Source organism: Listeria monocytogenes, from assembly GCF_041765605.1.
In the GTDB taxonomy this organism is placed as follows: Bacteria; Bacillota; Bacilli; order Lactobacillales; family Listeriaceae; genus Listeria; species Listeria monocytogenes_D.
This window is the reverse complement of sequence record NZ_CP168900.1, coordinates 2,699,705-2,714,748: the sequence shown is the minus strand read 5'-3', so window position 1 is coordinate 2,714,748 and position 15,044 is coordinate 2,699,705. Positions and strand designations below refer to the sequence as shown.

Sequence of the window (15,044 nt, the reverse complement as noted above, 5' to 3'; positions counted from 1 at the left end):
ACCAAAACAAGCAAAAAGGAAATTTTGCGCCGGATGGATGTTTATACTATAATAAACAATGAATGGTCAAAAAGTGAGGTGTTAAGCGTGGCAGAAAGTTTTGTGAGATTAGAGCACGTTTTTTATAAATATGAGGATACGGAAAAATATGCAGTGAAAGATGTATCTATTTCTGCTCAAAAAGGGGAATGGGTTGCACTTGTTGGTCATAATGGTTCAGGTAAATCTACCATTGCGAAATTACTCAACGGATTGCTTTTTCCAGAAGATGGTTTAATCAAAATCGGACACTTTGTTTTGTCTGAAAAAAATATATGGGACATTAGACGACAAGTAGGAATGGTTTTTCAAAATCCAGATAACCAATTTGTTGGAGCTACAGTGCAAGACGATGTCGCGTTCGGACTTGAGAATCACGGGGTTCCTCACGATACAATGGTGGAACGCGTCGAGTCAGCTTTGAATGAGGTTGGTATGCAAAGTTATGCACTACATGAACCAGCTAGACTTTCTGGTGGGCAAAAACAACGGGTAGCGATTGCTGGTGTTTTGGCGCTGCAACCAGATGTCATTATTTTGGACGAAGCAACTTCTATGCTTGATCCAAGAGGACGCGCCGAAGTAATGGAAACTATTCGGATTATGCGTGAACAAGAAGACATTACCGTTATTTCGATTACACATGATTTGGATGAAGTTCTTTTTGCGGACCGAGTAATTGTCATGAATAACGGAGAAGTGCACAGTGAAGGCACACCGCAAGAAATTTTCGAGCAAGCAGATGCAATGCGCGAAATTGGCTTAGGTGTTCCATTTATTATTGAATTACAAGAAAAATTAGTTGCAGGCGGCTTTGAAACTGGAAGCACCGTGCTATCGGAAGGAGCATTACTAGATCAATTATGGAAATTAAACTCGAACAACTAGGTTATTGTTATCAAAAAAATAGCCCGTTTGAAAAGCGAGCATTACTTGATGTGAATGTTTCTTTTGATTCTGGTAGCTATTCTGCAATTATTGGACATACTGGCTCAGGGAAATCAACTTTGCTGCAACACTTGAACGCTCTTTTAATGCCAACAGAAGGTAAAATTACAGTTGGGGATCGGGAAATCATTGCGGGCGTAAAGCAAAAGAAACTACGCGATTTACGTAAAAAAGTCGGGATTGTGTTCCAATTTCCAGAAGCACAACTTTTTGAAGAAACGGTCGAAAAGGATATTTGTTTTGGACCGATGAACTTTGGAGTTTCCGAGGAAGATGCGAAACTGCGCGCTAAAAAAGTGATTTATGAAGTGGGACTGACCGAGGAAATTTTGTCACGTTCGCCGTTTGAACTTTCTGGTGGGCAAATGCGCCGGGTTGCGATTGCAGGCGTTTTGGCGATGGACCCAGAAGTACTTGTGCTAGACGAGCCAACAGCGGGACTAGATCCTCATGGCCGCGAGGAAATCATGGAAATGTTCTACAATCTTCATAAAGAAAAAGGACTCACGACGGTCCTTGTAACACATAGTATGGAAGATGCTGCTCGTTATGCGGAAAAGATTGTCTTGATGAAAGCTGGGACGGTTCTACAAATCGGTACGCCACGTGAAATTTTCGCGAAGCCAGACGAACTGGTTGATCTTGGGTTATCTGTACCAGATGTGGTGAGATTCCAAGGGCTTTTTGAACGCAAATTTGATGTAAAATTAACAAAAACTTGTTTAACCATTGATGAATTAACAACTGAAATGGCGCCTTATTTAGCGAAGGGCGGGGCATAATTATGATGGATAAAATGATTCTCGGACGTTATATTCCGGGAAACTCTTGGTTGCATCGAATTGACCCACGTGCGAAAATCACTGCTGTTATGGCGTTTATCGCGATTGTCTTTTTAGCGAACAATTGGCTGACCTATGCGCTTATGTTTGCGTATGTTTTGTATTTAGTCCTAACTTCGAAAGTGCCATTTTTATTTTTTATTAAAGGGTTACAACCGATTTTCTGGCTTATTTTAATTACGCTATTACTGCAAGTCTTTTTTACAAAAGGCGGGACAGTTTTAGTCGATTTAGGACTTTTACAAATAACGACACTCGGACTGACAAATGGGGCGATGATGTTTTGTCGCTTTGTTCTCATTATTTTTATGACAACACTTTTAACATTAACGACAAGCCCGATTGAACTAACAGACGGCCTGGAGAAAATTTTAGCGCCGTTTCGTTTAGTGCATTTACCAGTACATGAACTTGCTTTGATGCTGAGTATTTCTTTACGATTTATTCCAACATTGATGGATGAAACGGAGAAAATTTTAAAAGCGCAAAAAGCTCGTGGCGTTGAATTTACGAGTGGAAAATGGAGTGATCGAATTAAAGCGATTATTCCGCTGCTCGTGCCACTTTTTATTAGTGCGTTTAAACGTGCGGAAGATTTAGCGATTGCAATGGAAGCTCGCGGTTATCGTGGTGGTAAAGGGAGAACGAGATTCCGTATACTACGCTGGCGATTCGCCGATACTTTCTTGTTAATTTCTTTAGCAGTATTAAGTGGATTATTATTTTGGTTGCGGAGTTGAAATGAATGACAAGATATAAAGCAATAATTTCTTATGATGGCAGCGGGTTTTATGGCTATCAGGTGCAGCCGAATACACGGACGGTCCAAGCGGAAATTGAAAAAGCATTGACAAAAATGCATAAAGGCAAAACTGTGCGGATTACAGCATCAGGAAGAACAGATACTGGTGTTCATGCGAAAGGTCAGGTTATTCATTTCGATTCGGAACTTGATATCACTGCCGAAAAATTTCAAAAAGCTTTGCAAGTCATGACTCCGTTTGATATTAGCTTTTTAACCGTGGAAGAAGTACCGGATGATTTCCACGCTAGATTTGGCACAGTTGGAAAAGAATATCGTTATGTGGTAAAGCGGACGAAAATTTTTGATCCTTTTAGTCGGGATTTTGCGCTACATTATCCATATGAACTGGATATTTCAAAAATGAAGTTGGCGAGTAAACGCCTGATTGGCGAGCATGATTTTACTAGCTTCTGTTCGGCGAGAACGGAGCGCGATTCTAAAGTCCGGACGCTTTATAGTATTGATTTTTATGAAGAGGACGACGAGACGTTAGTGATTGCTTTTCAAGGCAATGGCTTTTTGTATAATATGGTGCGAATTTTGACTGGAACTCTGCTCGATGCAGGGCAAGGTCGAATCTCTCCGGATGATATTTCGAAGGCTTTATTAGCACGTGACCGGCAAAAATTAATTAGTAAAACAGCGCCGCCACAAGGGTTATATTTATGGCGAGTGGACTACGAATAAAAATTGGATGTTTTTTTACAGAACGCATTGACTTTTTGCTCCAAAAACTGTATTATGGACTATGGTATTGTTTGCCCCACAATAAGCCCCGGAAGGTTGTTGTGTTTAAACAATAAAAATATAGAATAGCATTTCGGGAATTAGGAACAGTTTTCGGGAGCTAATTTGTTTCAATTTATTTAGGAGGGTAATTCATGCGTACAACTTATATGGCGAAACCCGGCGAAGTAGAACGTAAATGGTACGTTATCGACGCTACTGGTGTTTCTTTAGGACGTTTATCCAGTGAAGTTGCTTCAATTCTTCGCGGAAAAAACAAACCACAATTTACTCCACATATCGACACTGGAGACTTTGTAATCATCATCAACGCTGGTAAGATTGGTCTTACTGGTAAAAAAGCTACTGACAAAATTTACTACCGTCACTCTCAATATCCAGGCGGTTTGAAATCTCGTACTGCAGGCGAAATGCGTACAAACAATCCTGAGAAATTATTAGAACTATCTATCAAAGGTATGCTTCCAAAAAATTCTCTTGGACGTCAATTATTCAAAAAATTACACGTATATGGTGGATCTGAGCACGAACATGCAGCTCAACAACCAGAAGTATACGAATTACGCGGTTAATTAATAAAGGAGGAATACTAAGTGGCTCAAGTACAATATTACGGAACTGGTCGTCGTAAAAGCTCTGTAGCTCGCGTACGTTTAGTACCAGGCGACGGCAAAATCGTTATTAACAATAGAGACTGGGAAGATTACATCCCATTTGCAGCTCTTCGTGAAGTTATCAAACAACCTTTAGTAGCTACAGAAACTTTAGGTAACTATGATGTACTAGTAAACGTTCACGGTGGTGGTTACACTGGTCAAGCCGGTGCTATCCGTCATGGTGTAGCTCGTGCACTATTACAAGTGGCTCCTGAGTACCGCCCAGCACTTAAATCTGCTGGCCTACTTACTCGTGACCCACGTATGAAAGAACGTAAAAAATACGGATTGAAGGGCGCACGTCGTGCACCTCAGTTCTCAAAACGTTAATTATCAACGTTTCAAAGCATTTCCTTTTTCGAAGGGGAATGCTTTTTTTGTTGATTTTTTAGTTTTGGCATAATTTTTGGCATAGTTAGATGAAATTATACAACGGGAGGGTGTCTTTTTCTATTTCTGGATCATAATAATCTAAAATTACGTGCGTATAAGTATCCATAGTTTCTTTGATTGATTTGTGTCCAAGTAAAGCTTGAACTTTTTTAGCGGGCTTCCCTTCGGCAAAAAGAGCAGAGGCGTACGAATGTCTAAATGAATGAATTTTTAATTTTAAAAGATCTGGGTGCTTTTTATACAATTTATTTAGTTCATCATTTGGCATTGCTAGTCGTTGAGGTTCTCCATTAGAGCGAGGAAACAAGAAGTTATCATTATTAAATTTTATATTTTCAGCAGCTAATATTTTAGTAGTATCAATTAAGTTAGCAATATGTTTATTTAATTCATGGATTGTAATGTCGTCGAGTGGGATAAATCTTGTTTTATAATTTTTAGTTTTTAATAAGTGATATCCCTTTTTATAAAAAAGAGTTTTTCTTATATGGATTCCGCTTCTATCGAAGTTAACATCTGAAATTTTTAATGCTAAAATTTCTCCTTTTCTCGCACCTGAAAAAACAAGTAATCTAAATAGCATATAAACGTTGTTTTCGCACTCTTCTTTAAAATAATTCAGCATAGTTAACAATTCATCTCGATACCAAAAATCTCGTTGTTGTTCTTCATCATCCATTGCGTACAAATCGTCAAACGATCTCGGAACTACTACAAATTCAAATGCGTTTTTATCTACATAGTCCATTTCCGTTGCATATTTAAAGACTTGTGCTGTTTTGATTTTAATATTTTGCACTGTAGAACGAGAAAGTTCAATATCTGGATCATTAACTAGAGCCATTAAGTCAGTAATAAATGTTTGAGCATCTTTTTTTGTTATGCTCTGAATAGACCACATTCCTAAAACAGGCAATATATGATTCTTAAATAATGATTCATATGTTGCAACTGTACTTATTTTTAAACCTATTGAAGTCAATTTCCACCATTCATTATATACATCTAAAAAAGTTAATTTAGAATAATCGACTATTTTTTTCTCTTCCCCAGCGTTATCCTCATAATTTTTAGCCGCTAATCGAGCATCTAATTCAGTTAAAAAACCTCTTTTCTTTTTGAATATAGGTTTTCTTGTTTTTGGATCGACGCCTTCGTAAATCTGATAAAAAAATCTTTCGCCAGATTTTGTTATATATGATTGTATTGTAGCCATATCAAAATATCTCCTTTCGCACATACGTTCTTTTTTCGGTAAAAAAGAAAAGCCCGGAGGCTCTCTTTTAAATTTTTGCATGGAAAGTTAAACTCGCATCTGAAAATAAATTGAAAACAATTTCAATGTTTCCGCCTTCGTCAACTCCAGCATAATATTCTGCATTCATATTTTTCCCATTTAATATTTTCCCGGTGGTGTTATCAAGTGGATATCTTGTGCCCATAGTGCTGTTAGAGTCATATACATCAATATCAGAATTGACATAGTATTCATTTCCTGAATTGTTTTCAACCTTATAGCTGACCTTAATCACATTTTTGGGTTTAGTCTCATCGAATTGGTTTCTTTCAGAAGTTTTAGTGGCTGACACAAGCGTAACCGTAATACCACCAAGTGTTTGTTTATCTCCAACACTGTATTCTTTTTTTGTTTGGGCTTTTTCTCTTTCTTCAATAAACGTATTTACGGCAGCTGGAAGATTCTCGTTATAGTGGTTATCTGCTAAAGCTTTTACACTAGCGCCGATTCTATAGCTTATATCAGAAACAGAATCGTAATTAGAGTTTTCTATGTTTTGTTTAAAGTCAGTAAGATTATTTAAATAGTTATTTAAGTCAACTTTAAATGAACTATCAATACTCTTATTATTCATCAATGTTTCTATCTCATCTAATTGCTGTGCTAACTTATTGTTTAATTCATTTACGCCTTGCAAATCTTCATCCGTCATCGAATTAATAATATTAACATACAAATAGCCTGTCGACTCGTAATAGCTTTCAAACTCTTTAGGAGTGAACTTTTCTTTCTCAGACTCTTTGAAATTTGATTTATCATTAGTATCCGTTACTTGTATATCGTTTTTTTCATTTCCGCAACCGACCAAGATAATACTAAAAGCTAATAAAAAACCTGTTAATAAAACAATCCCTTTTTTCATGATTTAGTCTCCCTGTTAATTATTTTTCATATTTTGAATAAAAAAGGTGCGGAGTTATCTTTTAATCAACGCCAGACATTAATTTTATTGCTTTATCACTGAACTCAGCATTTTTTTTGAATTCATGATTTTTTAATCCTAAGCTTTCTTTTTGTTCTTTATGCATTTCTTGATATATATTTTCTACTATTTTAGATTCAACAGTGGATAATTCTCTGTTATAATTATGAGCATTTGAGTAAATACTTTTAATTTCTTCCTGTTGTGCAACAACGTCATCTCTAAGTTTTTTTATATTATTATAATCATCTTTTAAGATATTTTGGATTGAGATAGAATATTCATCGTAATGTTTAATAAAGTCGTCTGATCTTTCGGTAATATTATCTCCCATTTTAGTAAAAGGATTAATTACTATTTGCGGATCAATTGTTACATCGTTATTAAACGATTTGATGCCCGAGTTAGCTTCTTTTGCAAATTTATTAAATTCGTTTGTTGACTTATTTGCCTTTTCCAATACCTCTTTGTCTTCCTTTGATAACCCTTTTCCCCATTCGGAAGTATAAACTTGTGTATACCAAAATAAAGAAACAATGCCGATGATAACCAATAAAAAAATCACCCAAAACCACCATTTTTTTAACAAGTAACTATACTTACTCATCCCGTTATCTCCTTTTTATATGTACCAACCCGCGGCCGCGAACTGGTTACATAGTTATATTTTATTCAAAAGCCTTGCGACATCTTCTAACTTTTCGCTTTGACTTAATCTACTATCAATAACTATGAAAACTTCCTTTTTTAAAGTGAATGAACAAGAAGTAAATTCGTGTTCTAGTATCACTACATCATGTTGCATGTTCAGTTCATCTAGTTTTTTCATGTATTTATACCCCGTTGATTTTATTGCAACGTTGCACTTACATTATACATAATTTTTGTGGAATATATCACGTTTTCACACAATGTTAATAATTAACTTCAATAACAAGTAATTAAGTTACAAGTCAAGTAGCTTAATAGTAAATAAATTACACATTACTTCTTTTTTTGTTGCTCGTAATATTCAATAAATGTTTTGACCGCTTTAACAGCCTCCTCATCGTTCATGACACGTGCAGCAACTGCTTTAAAATCTGGATTTTCCTCTACGAACTTTGCCACGTCAGCATCTTTTTTTGCTGCAATATCTGTGATGTCTATTTCCTCTTCATTAGCATATTTTTTTCTTTTTTCTTCTATATAAGCGAGAATTTCCTCCATTTCCTCTTCTGTTGCGTTTGAATCGATGTGAGCGGCGATTGTGTCGATAAAACCGTTATTACTTCTACCTAGCAAATAATCAGTTGAAACTCCAAAAATATTCGCCAATTTAACTATCGTTTCCATGTCTGGCTCATTTCTACCATTTTCAATATGCGAGTAAGCTCCTCTGGAAATTCCTAATATTTTTGAAATATCTTCTTGCGTTTTATTATTATTTTTTCTTAATTGTTTAAGTCTGTTGCCAAACATTTTTCACACCGCCTTTAAAAAATATTAACACGAATTAGATACTAAAGGTATCTTTTTGAGTAAAAATATACAAAATGTATCTAAAAGACTTGACGATACAAAAAGTATCATGTATATTATATGTATCAGATACAAAATGTATCGAAAAGAGGTGATTAAAAGTGAGATTATCTTTTAAAGAAAAAAGAAATAAAGCTGGCTTGACTCAAAAGGAGTTAGGGATTGCTGTGGGGTTGGCGGAAATCTCTATAAGAAAGCTTGAGAATGGAGAGAGAGATCCAAGTATAAATACAGCGGTGAAAATTTCAAAAGCTTTAAATTCTAATATGGAAGAAATTTTTCCAGATATTTTTTTGGATATTAATGATACAAAATGTATCTTAATTAAAAATTAACAAAAATAGGAGGCTAGAAAATGAAAGTAGGAGACATTTTAGAAATTGCGGGACGAGTAGTTGGAAGAATTGAGGAAACAACTGAAGGCACACTGCTTGTTAGGAAGGGTTATGTAACTTATCAAGGTGGACAAAAAGTTATTGTGCTTACCAAACAAGCAGTGTACTTAGATAGCGAAACAATTAAAAATGCATATTGGATTAAAACAATAGATTCATCGATTATTTCGGAAACCGTTAATCTCATCGCCTGCGACAACTTGATTCGCGAATTCCTGGACATGTAAATTTACCAGTTCGTGACCATCTACATGTTCTACTACATTAACTAGGTAATGCGGTGCTTTTATATTGGTACTTGAAATGACGTCACCTTTTCTAGGTAAATAATAGAGTTCCATATTTTGAAGAACTTTCCCTTCTTCAATTAGCGAAACTTTAATCATAATATCACCTCCAATCAAACTAATTATAGCAGATTGGAGAGTAATCAAAATAGGAGGCTAGAAAATGAAAAAAATTGCATTTACAAACTCTTTCCTAACTAAGAGAAATAGAAAAGAGTCAGTACTCACCATTGAATTAAGTATAACTGGCGAAGATTTTAGCGATTTAAGTATTTTGCCGGAACTTTATTCAGAAATTAATTCATTAGCTAGTAGATTATCGGAAAAAACTAACGGCGATTTGGGCAAAAGAAAATAGGAGGGTAGAAAATGAACATAAGATATTTGAGTAAGAAAAGAAGTGAAGAAAAAGATTTGATTTTTAAAACCAAAAACATACTACCAGAAAACTTGAAATCGTTAAATATTGAGATGCAAGGAGATAGAAATTGTTGTTATGGACTATTAGAAATTAATGGAAAGCAATTAGGAAAAGGAATCACAGCGGTGAAGCTAGATTTAAAAGCAGGTTCGTTGCCAGTTGTTCAAGTTAAATATCATCCATTCACGATCAGCGAAGAAATGCGAAGACTAATATGGTCTGGAAAATAATAAAAATCATAATTTAGGAGGAAGAAAAATGATTATTATCGAAGAATTTAAAGAATACGTTATCAACAATAAAAACGAAAATTTTTTTAACGAACAGATATTATATAAATTTCCAAATAATTATGGAGCGAGCGTTATTTTAGGTCCTTATACTTACGGGCTAGAATTAGCGGTTATATCTTTCTCAAACGAAAATTGGGATATTGATTATGATACGCCGATAACTAATGATGTTTTAGGACATTTAGACAAAGAAAGTTTAAAACAAGCTTTAGAAGACATATATTATTTACCAATTAAATAGGGGGTTGTAAAATGTCAAATTTACAAGTAATTGCAAATGATATGTTGCCAGTCCTTGAAAATGAAAAAGGTGAAAAATTTGTAAACGCTAGAGCATTGCATGAAAAACTAATGACTACAACTAAATTCGCTGATTGGATTAAAAGACGAATTCGCCAATACGGATTTGTAGAAAATGAAGATTTTTTCTCACTTCTCAAAAATGAGAAACGAGCGATAGGTGGCACTACATCAATAGATTATATCTTTACTCTCGACTCTGGAAAAGAATTGGCGATGGTAGAGAATACGGAACAAGGTCGATCAATTAGAAAATATTTCATTGAAGTAGAAAAACAAGCGAGGAAATTAGCAACTGAATATCCAACATTTTCATATATGATAGATGACCCAGTTGCTAGAGCTAAAAAATGGATTGAGGAACAACAAGAGAAACAAGAAGCATTAAAACAAATTGAAGAACAAAAGCCGAAAGTAGTTTTTGCGGAGGCTGTACAAACGAGTAAGAACACGATTTTAGTAAAAGATTTAGCTACTATTCTGAAACAAAAAGGATTAGATATAGGACAAAATAGGCTTTTCGAATGGCTGAGAGGAAGCGGTTATTTGCTAAATAAAGGGGCTTATTATAACAAACCGTCACAAAAGGCAATGAATTTAGGATTGTTCGAACAAAAAACACATATTCATACAGATAGAAACGGCTTAATGATAACAACCTACACGCCAACAATAACAGGAAAAGGGCAAGTATATCTATTAAATAAATTATTAGAAGAACAGAATCAAGTCATAATTTAAGCGCCGCCTACCACAACGACGCTTATACAGACAACTCACAGTCACGGGGAGCGACTAACAATAGTATATAACGATAAGTTGTTAATTTGTCGCTAAAAAAATAACAAAAAAGGATTGAGATATTATGTTTCAAAAATCAATATCAGCAACAGCCGCGATGCAAGTTTTAGCAGAAACTCGCACGCAAAAAGAGCTAGCGATAGATAGTTATGTAACGCCAGCACTAATAAGTAATCAGCTGAAAGGCAAGCGGACGGTATCACTTGAACAAGCAGAACAGTTAATTGATAGCTACAACGAACCAGAAAGCACCTATTTATTCGCACATGAATTTTCAAACGGAATGATACCGCCTTTACTTGATGGCTTAGACAACCATCACGCTTCTTTAACTAATCGCTTTGAACTAGAAGTTGAGGAAGCAATAAACACGCTGAAAAACGGCTTAGAGACGATGACGTTCAATTTAAGAAAAGGTGACATGTTACAACGAGAAGCAGCTAAACAAGCTATTGCAGAAATTGCAGACGTGATTGCAACTGCCTTAACACTAAACACAAGTATTGCAAAAACTTTCAGTATAGATTTACAGCAAATTTTAGAAAAGAGAGATAAATTTTACCAAAAAGAGGGCTTAATACAAAGCCGGAATAAATAATAGTTTAACAAAGGAGAGAGTTAAATGGATATATCCTTAGCGAAGAAAGACGCGGAAATGTTAATGCCAATTTTTAAAGCAGTTGCTGATAAAGCATATAAAGAAGGCGTAGCCGATGGACGCAAGTCGTTCATGGAGTATCCCGAACTGCTAACAAACAAACATTTAGCAGAAATATTTTCTTGCACAACGTCTTATGTTAGTTCGACGATTGTAAAAAAAGAAGGATTTCCAAAGTTTAAGCATTTGCAATCTAGATATCCACGGAATTTAGTTTTCACTTGGATTGAAGAAAACACAAAAAATATGGCTTGAAGGAGGACTACAACAATGACAGAAAGAGTTTTCAGAAAGACAACAAATTTCGGTGATAGCGAAATTCACACAAATAGCAGAACAAAAATGATTGCTAATCCGGCATTTCAGCAGAAAATACCGCTTAACGAAACAGGTTGCGACAACATGGCGGACTATATCGAAGAGTTGAAGTTAAAAGGCTACGAGGAGGTCACAAGATAATGGATGTATTTATGGTAATGATTTTCGTGTCGTTTATGTCGCTAATTGCAGGCTACTGGCTGAGAGGAAGTGATAAACATGGTTGAGAATCCACTTGTGGTTGATGATCTTTGGAACGATGATTTTAGACATTAAAAAAGCACGCATAGCAGTGCGCGCTTTAAGGATTTGAGATATTACCTTAACAAAATTATACCTCAGGTCCATTAAAAAATCAATGGAGGTAACATATATGGCTATTGCAAAAGAAAAGACAATGAACATCTTAGCGAGTGTAAAAGACATGGATAGAACGCAATGGTTGCTAACTCGACGTTTAGGCATTGGCGGAAGCGATGCGGGAATCATCATGGGATTAAATCAGTACAAAACAGCATTTGAGCTGTGGCTAGATAAGACAGACCAAGTTTTACCAGATGAATCAGCGGGAGAAGCCGCATACTGGGGCAATCAAATGGAAGAAGTTGTCGCAAAAGAATTCGAAAAGCGAACTGGAAAGAAAGTAAGACGTAGCAACATGATGTATCAACATCCAGAGCATGATTTTATGTTGGCAAACGTTGATAGGTTTGTGGTTGGTGAAGACGCTATTTTGGAATGTAAAACAGCATCAGCATACTTAGCAAAGGAATGGGAAGCTGACGAAGTACCAGCGACTTATCTAGTGCAAATACAACACTATTTAGCGGTCACAGGTAAAAGCAAAGCCTATGTAGCTGTTCTAATTGGAGGAAATAAATTTATTTGGAAAGAAATTGAACGCGATGACGAGTTAATCAATCAAATAATTGCTTTTGAGTTAGATTTTTGGGAAACGAACGTAAAAGGACATGTAGCGCCGGCGCTAGACGGTTCAAGTGCCGCAGAAAAATATTTAAAAGATCGTTTTGCTAAGTCAGAAGCTAAACAAGTTATTTTATCAAAAAAATACAACGAATTTTTGGCTGAAAGAGCAAATTTAGAACGCGATATAAAGCTTTTAGAGACACGAAAGAAAGAAATTGATAATAATATCAAGAATGATTTAAAAGAAGCTGAAACAGCCATCGCAGACGAATTTACGATTACTTGGAAGCCTGTTATTACTTCAAGAGTAGACACTAAACGTTTAAAAGAAGAACATCCAGACATTTACAAAAAATTACGTAAAGAAACTAGTTATAGAAAATTTGCAGTGAAGGAGAATAAATAATGGCAACTAACGATGAATTAAAAAATCAATTAGCAAATAAACAAAATGGAGGGCAAGTAGCAAGCGCACAATCATTAGACTTAAAAGGTTTGCTAGAAGCACCGACAATGCGCAAGAAATTCGAAAAGGTACTAGATAAAAAAGCGCCTCAATTTTTAACTTCCCTTTTAAATCTTTATAATGGCGACGACTATTTACAAAAAACTGACCCGATGACAGTTGTTACTTCCGCCATGGTTGCTGCAACACTAGATTTACCAATCGACAAAAATTTAGGTTATGCGTGGATTGTTCCTTATAAAGGCAGAGCACAGTTTCAACTTGGTTATAAAGGATACATCCAGTTAGCACTACGCACAGGACAATATAAAAGCATTAATGTTATCGAAGTGCGCGAAGGTGAGCTACTGAAATGGAACCGACTTACCGAAGAAATCGAACTAGATTTAGACAACAATACAAGTGAAAAAGTTGTTGGCTACTGTGGCTATTTCCAGTTAATTAATGGCTTTGAAAAAACGGTCTATTGGACTCGTAAAGAAATAGAAGCGCATAAACAGAAATTTAGTAAATCGGATTTTGGATGGAAAAAAGACTACGATGCAATGGCTAAAAAAACTGTTCTTAGAAACATGTTAAGCAAGTGGGGGATTTTATCCATTGATATGCAAACAGCGGTTACAGAGGACGAAGCAGAGCCTAGAGAACGAAAAGACGTTACAGACGATGAATCAATACCGGACATTATAGAGGCGCCTATAACGCCGTCTGACACGTTAGAAGCTGGCTCGGTAGTTCAAGGGTCAATGATCTAATTTGAAAGGAGAAAAGAAGCATGTCACATGGGTGGGTTAAATTGCATAGAGATTTGAAAGAAAAGCCTATATGGAGAAGCTCTACACCCGAGCAAAAAACCATCCTTGTGACTTTGTTAATGATGGCAAATCACAAGGAAAACGAGTGGGAGTGGATGGGGAAACCTTTCAAAGCAAAACCAGGTGAATTCGTCACAAGTATTAAGTCAATTACGGAGGAATGCGGCAAAGGTATCTCTTCGCAAAATGTCAGGACAGCTCTAAAAAGATTTGAAAATTACGGATTTCTAACAAAGGAATCAACAAAGGTAAACACCCTTATAAACATAGTGAACTGGGGCGTTTATCAAGACTCGGAAAATAAATCTAACACACTTGCTAACAAACAGCTAACAAACGACTCGCAAACAGCTAACAAACAGCTAACAACTAACAAGAATGTAAGAACTAAAGAATGTAATAAAAACAACAACAACAGCGATTTAAATTTCAAGGATTTTTGGGAACAAAATGGATTCGGAATGATGCTTCCAGTTGAAATGGAAAAACTGCTTGCTTGGGTAGATGATTTTGATGGTAATCGAGAAATTGTCATGAAGGCTTTGGAAGTTACATCAGAACAAGGAGCTAACAAACGAAATTACGCCTATGTTAATAAAATTCTCAAAAACTGGGAAAGCAGAGGATTTAAAACAATAGCTGATGTTGATGCAGCGGAAAAACAACGACAGATAGAAATTGAGCAGAAATTCAACAAGCCGTTCAACAAATACAACAAGCCAGTTAAACAAGAAATATTGCCAGATTGGTTCGACAAAGAGCAGCAAGAAGCGCCTAAACAGCCAGAGATGACGGAAGAAGAGCGAGAAGAGAAGAAAAAAGCTTATGAAGAGGTAATGCGAAAACTTGGAAGAGGCGACGAATTGGAGGCCAAGGCATGAAAACAATCACAAATGAATACAAAGAATACATCAACGAGCACATTTTAGAACATGAGGAAAATAATCAATTTGGAATTGGGCAAACTATTTATCGTTTTAAAAATGGGTATGGCGCTAGTGTAATCAAGGAATATATGGGCCCCGGCGTCGAACTTGCGGTTATTCAATTTATAAATGACAAGAATTGGGAGTTGGAATACAGCACATCTGTAACAAACGATGTTCTTAGAAATTTAACGCCCGAACAACTGATTGAAAAGTTAGAAGAGATTAAGAATTTATGAGTTATGAAGTTAGAAAGGATGAAATTTC

At 35.8% G+C, this 15,044-nt stretch carries 24 protein-coding genes; 19 read left to right on the top strand and 5 right to left on the bottom strand.

Features of this window, described 5'->3' with window-relative positions; genetic code table 11:
• Positions 1-87: 87 nt before the first annotated feature.
• The 6 genes from AB2Q86_RS13890 (at position 88) to rpsI (ending at position 4,367) form a co-directional block, all read left to right on the top strand.
• On the top strand, positions 88-927 hold the full coding sequence (locus AB2Q86_RS13890; RefSeq protein WP_003740302.1) for an energy-coupling factor ABC transporter ATP-binding protein: 840 nt from the start codon (positions 88-90) through the stop codon (positions 925-927).
• Positions 903-1,769, top strand: coding sequence for an energy-coupling factor ABC transporter ATP-binding protein (locus AB2Q86_RS13885; RefSeq protein ID WP_003727701.1), 867 nt, complete (start codon positions 903-905; stop codon positions 1,767-1,769). Before AB2Q86_RS13890 ends, AB2Q86_RS13885 begins: the two co-directional genes overlap by 25 nt.
• A gap of 2 nt (positions 1,770-1,771) precedes the next feature.
• Positions 1,772-2,569 carry an energy-coupling factor transporter transmembrane protein EcfT gene (locus AB2Q86_RS13880; RefSeq protein ID WP_003728530.1) on the top strand — a complete coding sequence of 266 codons (798 nt, stop codon included), beginning with the start codon at positions 1,772-1,774 and terminating at the stop codon, positions 2,567-2,569.
• 5 nt (positions 2,570-2,574) lie between these two features.
• A complete protein-coding gene (gene truA, locus AB2Q86_RS13875) occupies positions 2,575-3,321 on the top strand; it encodes a tRNA pseudouridine(38-40) synthase TruA (RefSeq protein ID WP_012582370.1) in 747 nt (248 codons plus the stop codon).
• A 194-nt stretch (positions 3,322-3,515) separates the two neighbouring features.
• Positions 3,516-3,953, top strand: coding sequence for a 50S ribosomal protein L13 (gene rplM / locus AB2Q86_RS13870; RefSeq protein WP_003727703.1), 438 nt, complete (start codon positions 3,516-3,518; stop codon positions 3,951-3,953).
• 21 nt (positions 3,954-3,974) lie between these two features.
• A complete protein-coding gene (gene rpsI, locus AB2Q86_RS13865) occupies positions 3,975-4,367 on the top strand; it encodes a 30S ribosomal protein S9 (RefSeq protein ID WP_003726075.1) in 393 nt (130 codons plus the stop codon).
• 85 nt (positions 4,368-4,452) lie between these two features.
• Here rpsI and AB2Q86_RS13860 read toward each other — a convergent pair whose 3' ends face one another.
• From AB2Q86_RS13860 to AB2Q86_RS13840, 5 genes are all read right to left on the bottom strand, one after another.
• Complete coding sequence (locus tag AB2Q86_RS13860) at positions 4,453-5,646, bottom strand: site-specific integrase (protein ID WP_012582371.1); 1,194 nt, start codon at positions 5,644-5,646, stop codon at positions 4,453-4,455.
• Between the two features lie 67 nt (positions 5,647-5,713).
• Entirely contained in the window at positions 5,714-6,589 is an 876-nt protein-coding gene (locus tag AB2Q86_RS13855; RefSeq protein ID WP_003770015.1) for a hypothetical protein, read from the bottom strand.
• Positions 6,590-6,650: 61 nt separating this feature from the next.
• Positions 6,651-7,256: a hypothetical protein gene (locus tag AB2Q86_RS13850; protein WP_012582372.1), complete on the bottom strand. Its 606-nt coding sequence runs from the start codon at positions 7,254-7,256 to the stop codon at positions 6,651-6,653.
• 54 nt (positions 7,257-7,310) lie between these two features.
• Positions 7,311-7,478, bottom strand: coding sequence for a hypothetical protein (locus AB2Q86_RS13845; RefSeq protein ID WP_012582373.1), 168 nt, complete (start codon positions 7,476-7,478; stop codon positions 7,311-7,313).
• Positions 7,479-7,633: 155 nt separating this feature from the next.
• On the bottom strand, positions 7,634-8,110 hold the full coding sequence (locus AB2Q86_RS13840; protein WP_012582374.1) for a helix-turn-helix domain-containing protein: 477 nt from the start codon (positions 8,108-8,110) through the stop codon (positions 7,634-7,636).
• A gap of 161 nt (positions 8,111-8,271) precedes the next feature.
• On the opposite strand from AB2Q86_RS13840, the gene AB2Q86_RS13835 reads away from it, so the two are divergent.
• The 13 genes from AB2Q86_RS13835 (at position 8,272) to AB2Q86_RS13775 (ending at position 15,016) form a co-directional block, all read left to right on the top strand.
• Positions 8,272-8,505, top strand: a complete 234-nt coding sequence (locus AB2Q86_RS13835) for a helix-turn-helix transcriptional regulator (protein WP_012582375.1) — start codon at positions 8,272-8,274, stop codon at positions 8,503-8,505.
• A 20-nt stretch (positions 8,506-8,525) separates the two neighbouring features.
• Positions 8,526-8,792: a hypothetical protein gene (locus tag AB2Q86_RS13830; RefSeq protein WP_003727743.1), complete on the top strand. Its 267-nt coding sequence runs from the start codon at positions 8,526-8,528 to the stop codon at positions 8,790-8,792.
• 223 nt (positions 8,793-9,015) lie between these two features.
• Positions 9,016-9,210, top strand: coding sequence for a hypothetical protein (locus AB2Q86_RS13825; RefSeq protein WP_003735007.1), 195 nt, complete (start codon positions 9,016-9,018; stop codon positions 9,208-9,210).
• Positions 9,211-9,221: 11 nt separating this feature from the next.
• Positions 9,222-9,503: a hypothetical protein gene (locus AB2Q86_RS13820; RefSeq protein WP_012582376.1), complete on the top strand. Its 282-nt coding sequence runs from the start codon at positions 9,222-9,224 to the stop codon at positions 9,501-9,503.
• Between the two features lie 28 nt (positions 9,504-9,531).
• The gene (locus AB2Q86_RS13815) at positions 9,532-9,807 is read left to right on the top strand and encodes a hypothetical protein (RefSeq protein ID WP_012582377.1); all 276 of its coding nucleotides are present in this window, start codon (positions 9,532-9,534) and stop codon (positions 9,805-9,807) included.
• An 11-nt stretch (positions 9,808-9,818) separates the two neighbouring features.
• On the top strand, positions 9,819-10,607 hold the full coding sequence (locus AB2Q86_RS13810) for a phage antirepressor Ant (RefSeq protein WP_012582378.1): 789 nt from the start codon (positions 9,819-9,821) through the stop codon (positions 10,605-10,607).
• Between the two features lie 124 nt (positions 10,608-10,731).
• Positions 10,732-11,265 (top strand): hypothetical protein, encoded by a 534-nt coding sequence (locus tag AB2Q86_RS13805; RefSeq protein ID WP_012582379.1) that lies wholly within the window; start codon positions 10,732-10,734, stop codon positions 11,263-11,265.
• Positions 11,266-11,289: 24 nt separating this feature from the next.
• Complete coding sequence (locus AB2Q86_RS13800) at positions 11,290-11,580, top strand: hypothetical protein (protein WP_003734955.1); 291 nt, start codon at positions 11,290-11,292, stop codon at positions 11,578-11,580.
• A gap of 15 nt (positions 11,581-11,595) precedes the next feature.
• On the top strand, positions 11,596-11,784 hold the full coding sequence (locus tag AB2Q86_RS13795; protein WP_003731815.1) for a gp45 family putative tail fiber system protein: 189 nt from the start codon (positions 11,596-11,598) through the stop codon (positions 11,782-11,784).
• A 232-nt stretch (positions 11,785-12,016) separates the two neighbouring features.
• Positions 12,017-12,976 (top strand): YqaJ viral recombinase family protein, encoded by a 960-nt coding sequence (locus AB2Q86_RS13790; protein ID WP_010991174.1) that lies wholly within the window; start codon positions 12,017-12,019, stop codon positions 12,974-12,976.
• Positions 12,976-13,791, top strand: coding sequence for a recombinase RecT (locus AB2Q86_RS13785; protein WP_012582380.1), 816 nt, complete (start codon positions 12,976-12,978; stop codon positions 13,789-13,791). The genes AB2Q86_RS13790 and AB2Q86_RS13785 overlap by 1 nt, the downstream gene beginning before the upstream one ends.
• A gap of 20 nt (positions 13,792-13,811) precedes the next feature.
• Positions 13,812-14,732, top strand: coding sequence for a DnaD domain-containing protein (locus tag AB2Q86_RS13780; RefSeq protein WP_012582381.1), 921 nt, complete (start codon positions 13,812-13,814; stop codon positions 14,730-14,732).
• On the top strand, positions 14,729-15,016 hold the full coding sequence (locus AB2Q86_RS13775; RefSeq protein ID WP_012582382.1) for a hypothetical protein: 288 nt from the start codon (positions 14,729-14,731) through the stop codon (positions 15,014-15,016). The genes AB2Q86_RS13780 and AB2Q86_RS13775 overlap by 4 nt, the downstream gene beginning before the upstream one ends.
• The last annotated feature ends 28 nt before the right edge of the window (positions 15,017-15,044 follow it).